Origin of the sequence: Stenotrophomonas sp. (genome assembly GCF_032103445.1) — a bacterium.
Taxonomy (GTDB): Bacteria; Pseudomonadota; Gammaproteobacteria; order Xanthomonadales; family Xanthomonadaceae; genus Stenotrophomonas.
This window is the reverse complement of sequence record NZ_DAMDFR010000010.1, coordinates 88828-96548: the sequence shown is the minus strand read 5'-3', so window position 1 is coordinate 96548 and position 7721 is coordinate 88828. Positions and strand designations below refer to the sequence as shown.

Genomic DNA, 7721 nt, shown 5'->3' with positions numbered 1-7721 from the left:
AACCATGAGGAAATCCCAAAATTGGACAGGTGTCCAAGTTCTGGGGGTCACCTCACCTGCGTGGCTGCTTGGTGTCAGGCTGGGTCGCAGCCACGCAGGGCGTGGCTCTACGCGAAGGACATGTCGAGGGTCAGGGAGACGCGCTGGCCTGGCTCAAGCCTGTTCGGTTTCAAATTGAACCCATCCGGCGGACCGGTCTGCGGCTCCACGCAGGTGGCATGCTCCGCCCCGTCATACACCACCCAGTGGTCGGCGTCGGATCGCAGCGCAAGCCGCTGTCCGCCCCGCTCAAGCACTACGTCACCACGCGCGACAAAACAGTCATCCCATGGACCCGGCGTGGGTACTCCGGGTGGACACACCGCAATGCCCTCCTCGTCCCGCGGATACATGGCATCCGGAGCAAACTCCAGTCGTTCCGGCTTCCGAAACCACGGATGCCAGCCCAGCACGACGGGCATGGCGTGGGCACCTGCCTGAACTTCCAACTGCAAGCGCACGCTATCAGGCGTCAGCTCGATCACCTGCGTTGCGACACCACCAAACGGCCAGTACTCATTCTCCGGAAGCGCCAAGGACAGCGTAGCGGCGTCTGGCTCCAATCGCTCGGTTCGCCACGGCCGTGAGAAACCAACACCGTGGATCGCGTGCTCCTCAAAATTGATCGGCAAACTGCATGCCTTCCCATCAAAATTGAAACGCCCGCGCCGGATCCGTCCCGCCCACGGCACCATCGGATAGCACCCCCAGGCGATGGTGGCCGGCCAACCGTCCTCCGGACCCACCAGCCATTCCACGCCTTGGTACTTCAGCTGGGCGATGCGCCCACCGGCTTCCGGGGCCAACGCGACCTCCAATGCACCGCACCGCAACCAGTGCAGCGGGCCAGCCGGCATCGGGGCCCGCGCGTCGTCCACCGGCAACAATGGCTCAAGCTCCATACGGGTCAATCGTCTTGATGGTGCCATCTGCGTCCATCTGCAGCGGCGTGCACTTGACCGAGCGCAGGTGGGTCACGCCGCCAGACAGCAGTGAGTCGTGATAGAACAGCCACCACTGTCCCTCGAACTGGCAGATGGAATGGTGCGTGGTCCAGCCGACCACGGGCTTCAGAATCACGCCTTTGTAGGTGAACGGCCCGTAGGGACTGTCACCCACGGCGTAGCACAGCAGATGCGTGTTGCCGGTGGAGTACGACAGGTAGTACCTGCCACCTACCTTGTGCATCCATGGCCCTTCGAAGAACCGCCGGGCGTGGTCGTCGGCGCGCAGCGGCTGCCCGTGTTCGTCCAGGATGATCACTTCGCGCGTGGGTTCGGCCAGCTGGGTCATGCCGGTCTGCAATTGCCCCACCCGTGGGCCCAGTGCCGGCGCGTCGCCGATTGGCTCCTCGTGAGCTGGATCGAAGCGATTGTCCCGGTACTTCTGCAGCTGACCGCCCCAGATGCCACCAAAGTAGAGGTAATGCGTGCCGTCGTCGTCCTCGAACACCGCCGGGTCGATTGAGTATGTGCCCTCCATCGGCGTCGGTTCCGCCTTGAACGGCCCTTCCGGGCGGTCGGCCACCGCCACGCCGATGCGGAAGATTCCCTGCGGATCCTTGGCAGGGAAATACAGGTAGTAGCGCCCGTCACGATGCGCTGCATCCGGTGCCCACATCTGCTTCTCGGCCCAGGCCACATCGCGCACGTGCAAGGCGACGCCACAGTCGACGGTCTCTCCCGCAGGCGAATCCATGCGCAGCACGTGGTAGTCCTCCATGCCGAAGTGACCGCCCTCGTCATCGAACGGCGCACCAGCATCGATATCGTGCGAGGGGTAGATGTACAGCATTCCATCAAACACGTGGGCCGAAGGGTCCGCAGTGTAGATATGGGTCACCAACGGCTGCGAGATGGCGTGCGCCGCCAGCGCATCGAGGTCGTTGCCCTCACGGCGCTGCTGCAGGTCGCGTTCGATGCGGGTTTCCATGCGTTTATCGATCTCGTAGAGGAACAGCAGGGCCACCGCCACCAGGAACGGGATGGAGCAGTAGATGCTGACGGTCAGGCGGATGCCGTCGATCACGCCTTGCGGCTGCTGCGCCGCGCCGGCCTGATAGCCGTAATGCGCGAGAATGCCGGCCACCAGGGCACCGCCGACACTCAGCCCGACCTTCAGTCCGCACAGCATCGCGGAGAAGATGATGGCGGTGGCGCGGCGGTGGTTCTTCCACTCGGAATAGTCGGCCACGTCCGCAATCATCGCCCACAGCAGCGGAATGGTGATGCCGTAGCAGAAGCCATGCAGCATGAAAGAGACAAAGGCCACGGCAACCGCCGTGGGCGGGAACAGGTAGAACACAAGCAGAAACACGGTGGAAGCCAGCAACGCGCCACCAAACACGTCGCGCTTGCCGAACCGATCCGCCAGCCGGCGTGAAACACCAATGCCGAGAATCATGCAGATGATGCCGCAGGCGTTGAACAGGCTGAAGGCCGAGGTGGCCGGATCTTCCGGCCAGGTGAAGCCGGCCAGCCCTGCCCCGCTGATTGCCGCGTTCAATCCGTGAATGAAGCCATTGAAACCGGTGCGTTGCAGGAAACCGGCCAGCGCGGCCTCACTCATGTAGTACTGGAAGTAATAGATGTAGGTGCCGCCCTTCAGGGCGAGGTTCATGAACACCAGAATGGTGAGCGCCAACATCACCTGCCACGGGCGGTTGTGCAGCAGGTCCTTCAGATCCTGCAGCACCCCGCTGGACTGTTCCTTCGCCGGGACGATGCGCTCGCGCGTGGTGGCGAAGGTGATCAGGAAGAACACCGTGCCCACCACCGCAAACACGGTCATCACCCGCTCGAAGCCCAGCACACGGTCACCGTCGCCCAGAATCAGCACCAACGGCAGCAGCAGCACCTGGATGATGAACTGCGCGATCATCACCGCTACGAAACGATAGGCCGACAGGCTGTTGCGTTGGGCCATGCTGCCGGTCAGCACGCCGCTCAGCGCGGAGTACGGCAGATTGTTGGCCGCGTACACCAGCATCAGCAGGCCGTAGGTGGCCAGCGCATAGGCCACCTTGCCACGCTCACTCAGATCCGGCGTGCTGAATGCCAGCAACGACAGCACGCCGAACGGGATGGCCGTCCATAGAATCCACGGACGGAACTTGCCCCAGCGCGAGTTCGTGCGGTCTGCGGCAATGCCGATCAGCGGCGTGAACACGAATGCGCCCAGCAGGCCGATCACGAAGATGACCGTCGCCGCCGTGGCGGGTGGAAGCCGGAACACATCGGTGTAGAAGAACGCCAGGTAGGTGACCAGGGTCTGGAAGATCAGGTTCGCGGCCAGATCCCCCAGGCTGTAGCCGAGCTTCTCGCGGATCGAGAGCACATGTTCAGTCACGCGCTGCCTCCACCTCGAACCGGGCCTGCACGCGGGCATCGGCGCTGGAGCTGCCTACCCTGACCTCGTAGCTTCCGGCAGGCACGGTGTATTGGCCTGCGGCTTCGTCGTACTGCCGCAGGGCCTGTTGAGCGTCCAGGTCGAACGCCACCGTCCGCTTCTCACCCGGGGCCAGATGCACGCGCTGGAAGCCGCGCAGATTCTGCTGCGCATCGCCGGCAGCTGCCTGCTCCCGACGCACATACAACTGCACCACTTCGTCCCCCGCCCGCTTGCCGGCATTGGTAACGTCAACCTCCACCTTCAAGCGACCATCAGCGCTGATGCGGGGCGCATCGAGATGCAGCTTGTCGTAGCCGAAGCGGGTGTAGGACAGCCCATGCCCGAACGGATACAACGGCGTACCGCGGAAGTAGCGATAGGTACGCCCCTCCATCGTGTAATCGTCGAACGCCGGCATCTTCTGGTCTGCCGTATAGAACGTCACCGGCAGCCGACCGCCGGGATTGACCTCGCCAAACAAGGCTTGGCCGACTGCCGTGCCGCCGCGTTGGCCCGGGTACCAGCTCATCAGGATGGCCGACAGTTTCGCCGGCTCCACTGCCAGCGCCGAGCCGCCGGTGAGCACCATCACCACCGGCTTGCCGGTGGCCTGCAGTGCCTCCAACAACGTACGCTGGGTGGCGGGCAGGCGCAGGTCGGTGCGGTCACCGCCGGCAAAGCCGGGGTAGTTGACCTTCATCTCTTCACCCTCGACATCACCGGTGAGGCCACCGACGAACACCACCACGTCCGAGCTGCGCGCGGCATCCAGCGCCTCTTCGAACGGCGGCTTGGCCCCCGGCATCCGCCAGCCCAGTCGAACGCCGGCGTCGCGCTCGGCATCGAAGTACTCCAGGCGCAGGTCGTAGGCGCGCCCGGACTGCAGCTCCAGCTCCACGCCGTCGCCGCGCATGCGGTCGCTGGGGCTCCAGTGGTCCAGCACCTGCTTTCCATCCACGTACAGCCGGTAGCCGTCGTCAGCAGCGGCCTCGATGCGATAGCGTCCTGACACCGGCGGCAGCAGCTGGCCGCTCCAGCGGATGCTGAAGTGATCGTTCGGCACCCCCTGTCCTGGTCCTGCTTCTCCCCGTGCCATCAGGTTGTCGGTAGGCGAGCCGCGGTCCCAGCGGAACCCGATCTGGGCGTCCGTGCGCACCAGTGCCGGCGTGCCGGAGAGATCGGCCGTGCGGAAGTACTCGCCGCGCAGACCACGCTCCGGCGAATTGGCGCTTGGCCGCAGGTAGGCGGCCTCAATCAGTGGCGTGGCGCTGGGATCGTCGCGTCCTTCCACCAGGTCCACGCCGCGCGCGTAACGCACCTCAACGCCTTTGGCGGCATCGCGGATGCCCTGCAGCACGGTGACCGGTGCGGCCGGGGTGCCAAAGTAGTTGCCCAGCAACGCCATGGTGTCGTCGGCGGTCGGGCCCACCACGGCAATGCGCTTGACGGTGGGCGCAAGCGGCAGCACGCCATCGTTCTTCAGCAGGACCAGCGATTCCTGCGCGGCCTTCAATGCCAGCGCGTCGTGCGCGGGTGCCTGGTTCACCGACGCCGGAATCCGCGCCCAGCGCACGCGCTCCGGCGGGTCGAACATGCCCAGCCGCATGCGCGCGGCGAACAGGCGGGTCACCGCGTCGTCGATCTCCGCTTCGCTGATCAGACCCTGACGCACGGCCGCCGGCAGCGTGGCGTACTCCTGTCCACATTCCAGTTCGGTACCGTTCTTTACCGCCAGGGCGGCCGCCGCCTCGCGGGTCGGCTCGATTTTGTGATGCTTCCAGATATCCACGATGGCCCAGCAGTCGGACACCACATAGCCCTTGAATCCCCAGTCACGGCGCAGCACGTCGCGCAGCAGGAACTGGCTGGCGCTGGCGGACTCTCCATACACCCGGTTGTAGGCCCCCATCACCGCATCCACGTCGCCCTCCTTCACCAACGCCTCGAACGCGGGGAAGTAGGTGTCGTACAGATCGCGTTTGCTGGGGCGGGCATCGAAATGGTGGCGGTCGGCCTCGGGGCCGCTGTGCACCGCGAAATGCTTGGCGGTGGCGTCCAGCTTGCGGTACACCGGATCGTCGCCCTGCAGGCCGTGCACAAAGGCCACGCCCATGCGCGCGGTCAGGTACGGGTCTTCGCCATACGTTTCCTGGCCGCGGCCCCAGCGCGGGTCACGGAAGATGTTGATGTTCGGCGACCAGAACGTCAGCCCCTGGTAGCGCCCGTGCTGGTTTTCGCGGAGGAACTGATGATGCTTGGCGCGTGCTTCGTCGCTGATGGTGGTGGCCACCTGCTGCATCAAGGGCACGTCGAAGGTGGCGGCCAGGCCGATGGCCTGCGGGAACACCGTCGCCTGCCCTGCCCGGGCCACGCCGTGCAGACCCTCGTTCCACCAGTCGTACGCCGGAACGCCGAGCCGCTCAATGGCGGGGGCGGCGTTCTGCATCTGCGCCGCCTTTTCCTCCAGCGTCATCTGTGACACCAACGCTGCAGCGCGGGTTTCAAACGAGGCGGACGCATCCAGCCACGGTTGCGGTTGCGCCGCATGAACAGCGGTAGTCATCGCAATGGCGGCGCTCAGGGCCAGCGTGCGATACAGCGAACAAGGGTTCCGCATCATCATCTGCTCCTCGATGCGCGCTCGTCGCGCGCGAATGGTCCCAGCAGGGTGCCGACAAAGCCCCCTGCACGATCGGTACTCAATACGGTGCCGTCGATGTCGCCCTTCAGCGTCTGCCAACCGCGTCCGTCGTCGCTGTCGAACGCAAAGGCGTAGCGGCCTTCGTCGCCGCTGATCTTCAGGCGCAGAGACGTCGATGCCTTCAGTTCGCGGCTGGCCAGCGTCTTCGTGACGCCACCGCCGTCCCGAACTTCAGCGAACACGGCCATGCGATTCCCGTCCAACGGACGAACGCCAAAGAAGTACCAGTAGTCCTCGCTCTGGTACGCCGCCAGTCCGGCGGCGACGCCCTCTGAAGGAAGCGTCATGTCGGTGCTGGCTTCGAAGCGCAGGTGCTGCTGACGGCGTCCGAGGAACGACGGATTGCGCCGCGAGTTGAGATCGTCGCGTTGCGGATGCACGGCGAGGCTGCCAGGGCGACTACCCAGGTCCGCCCACGCCCGCGAGGGAACCCGTACCTGAAGCCACCCATCGCCCGGCTTCGGCCCGTTGAAGTCATCGCGCTCCACGAAGTTGCCGGTGCCCGGTGTCTGTGACAGGCCGCCCTGCAGCCAGGAAGGTCCCTTCACCACATACTGAATGGTCTGCCCGGCAGGCAGGATGACCGGCCAACCGTCCTGCCACTGCACCGGCAGCAGGTAGGTCTCGCGGCCGGTGTTGTAGTGGCGTTGCTGGTAATTGCGGCTGGCCAGAAACACCGCCCACCAGGAACCATCAGGGCCTTCCACCAGATCGGCATGGCCGGCGTTGGTGATGGGCAGCGGCCTGTCTGGCGGGAGGTCGCGCTGGGTAAGAATCGGATTGCCCGCAAACGGCACATAAGGGCCCCAGATGTTGCGACTGCGCAGCACCACCTGCGAATGCTGCGGACCGGTGCCGCCCTCTGCGGCCGACAGGTAATACCAGCCCTCGCGTTTGTAGAGATGCGGGCCTTCGATCCAGATCGGCTTTGTGGTCGGGTCCACGCCACCGTCCACCAGCACCTTGCGCGGCCCCACCGGCTGCAGCGTGGCCCGGTCGATCTGCTGCATCCAGATGGCCCGATGCCCCTCGTAACGCGGCGTGCCATCTGGCGCGTCATTGTTCACCAGGAAGGCGCGCCCGTCCTCATCGAAGTACAGCGACGGGTCGATGCCGCCGATGCCGGGCAGCCAATGCGGCTCCGACCACGGTCCCGCCGGGTCGCGCGCGGTGACAATAAAATTTCCGCCGCTGTCGACGGCCGTGGTGACCACGTAGAACAGGCCATCGTGATACGAAATGGCCGGCGCGAAGATGCCACGGGACACGCCCAGGCCGTCAAAATTCACCATGCCCGGGCGATCAATGACGTTGCCGATCTGCTTCCAGTGCACCAGGTCGGTGCTTTCAAACACCGGAATGCCGGGGAAGTACGCGAAGCTGGAGTTGACCAGATAGAAGCGGCCGTTGGCGGCAACAACGCTGGGGTCGGCGTGAAAGCCCGCGAGCACCGGGTTGCGGTAATGCCCGGCCGGCAGTGGGACGTCGAAGGCCACATCGTGCCCAGCGTATTCAAACCAGTCGAAATAGACCGGCGGCACCGGTTGCGGCACGCGCGCGAGACCCATGGCGGCCAGAATCAGAACGAGCA

Annotated in this window: 4 protein-coding genes and 1 pseudogene; all 5 read right to left on the bottom strand. The window is 65.1% G+C overall.

Translation table 11 applies throughout. The annotated features are described in order from the left end of the window. Positions 1-107 precede the first annotated feature (107 nt). Positions 108-941: an aldose epimerase gene (locus RT551_RS06140; RefSeq protein WP_313456509.1), complete on the bottom strand. Its 834-nt coding sequence runs from the start codon at positions 939-941 to the stop codon at positions 108-110. Further along, positions 931-1971, bottom strand: a complete 1041-nt coding sequence (locus tag RT551_RS06135) for a glycoside hydrolase family 43 protein (RefSeq protein ID WP_313456520.1) — start codon at positions 1969-1971, stop codon at positions 931-933. The genes RT551_RS06140 and RT551_RS06135 overlap by 11 nt, the downstream gene beginning before the upstream one ends. Next, positions 1945-3426 (bottom strand): annotated as a pseudogene (locus tag RT551_RS06130) (MFS transporter); the annotation flags it as partial. The pseudogene RT551_RS06130 and the gene RT551_RS06135, both read right to left, overlap by 27 nt. Continuing rightward, positions 3380-5992, bottom strand: coding sequence for a glycoside hydrolase family 3 C-terminal domain-containing protein (locus RT551_RS06125; protein WP_313456519.1), 2613 nt, complete (start codon positions 5990-5992; stop codon positions 3380-3382). The gene RT551_RS06125 and the pseudogene RT551_RS06130, both read right to left, overlap by 47 nt. Before the next feature lie 56 nt (positions 5993-6048). Beyond that, entirely contained in the window at positions 6049-7698 is a 1650-nt protein-coding gene (locus RT551_RS06120) for a glycoside hydrolase family 43 protein (RefSeq protein WP_313456516.1), read from the bottom strand. Positions 7699-7721 lie beyond the last annotated feature (23 nt).